Origin of the sequence: Rhodopseudomonas sp. BR0G17 (genome assembly GCF_010907025.1) — a bacterium.
In the GTDB taxonomy this organism is placed as follows: Bacteria; Pseudomonadota; Alphaproteobacteria; order Rhizobiales; family Xanthobacteraceae; genus Rhodopseudomonas; species Rhodopseudomonas palustris_H.
The window spans coordinates 1-817 of record NZ_QUML01000085.1 but is presented as its reverse complement, the minus strand read 5'-3'; the positions used below and the strand labels follow the sequence as shown (position 1 = coordinate 817).

Genomic DNA, 817 nt, shown 5'->3' with positions numbered 1-817 from the left:
AGGCTGCCGGCGCCATTGAAGCCGACATCGAGGTGATGTGATGACAACCGCCACCACCTACGGCCCCACCCTTCCGACCTACAACGGTCGTCCCGACTTCGCGCTCGCCGAAGCGCTGTCGAAAGTGCCGGCCAAGGTCCAGCAAAAGGCGCAGGCCAACGCCCGCGACTTCGAGGCGATGTTCATCAACACCATGTTCTCGCAGATGACGGTCGGCCTGAAAGGCGACGGACCGTTCGGCGACACCGTCGGAACCGGCGTCTGGCGCTCGATGTTGACCGAACAGCATTCGCAGATGATCGCCAAGGCCGGCGGCATCGGCATCGCCAGCGACGTCTACCGCTCGCTGATCCTGCAACAGGCCGCGCGCTCCTGAACCCGCAAAGGACGACGCCATGAACTCCACGCATTCTCAGCAAGTTCAGCCCGCCGCCGCACAGCCGGTGTCCACCCCGGCCGACGCCCGCAAGCTCGCCGAAACCCTGATCTCGGTGATGGACGGGCTATTGAAGCTGATCGAGCGCGAGACCGAACTGGTCCGCGCCGGACACATCGCCGAAGCGATGCAGCTCGAAAGCGACAAGACAGAGCGCACCAAGCGCTACATCAGCGCCATCACGCTGGTGCGCGCCAGCCAGCCCTACATGGCCAAAGCGACGCCCGATCTGCTCGCCACGCTGCATCGGCATCACGAAGTTTTCCGCGCCATGCTGCAGGTCAATCTGACGGTCCTCGCGACTGCGCACGCGGTTTCGGAGGGCATCGTGCGCGGCGTCAATGCCGAAGTGCAGAAGCGCAACGGACCGCAGACCTACAC

General features: G+C 64.4%; 2 protein-coding genes. Both read left to right on the top strand.

Going from position 1 to position 817, the window contains the following annotated elements; translation table 11 throughout:
* Window positions 1-40: 40 nt before the first annotated feature.
* The gene (gene flgJ, locus DY467_RS25300; RefSeq protein ID WP_164601625.1) at window positions 41-376 is read left to right on the top strand and encodes a flagellar assembly peptidoglycan hydrolase FlgJ; all 336 of its coding nucleotides are present in this window, start codon (window positions 41-43) and stop codon (window positions 374-376) included.
* Between the two features lie 19 nt (window positions 377-395).
* A partial coding sequence (locus tag DY467_RS25295; RefSeq protein WP_164639795.1) for a hypothetical protein occupies window positions 396-817 on the top strand: 422 nt, incomplete at its 3' end.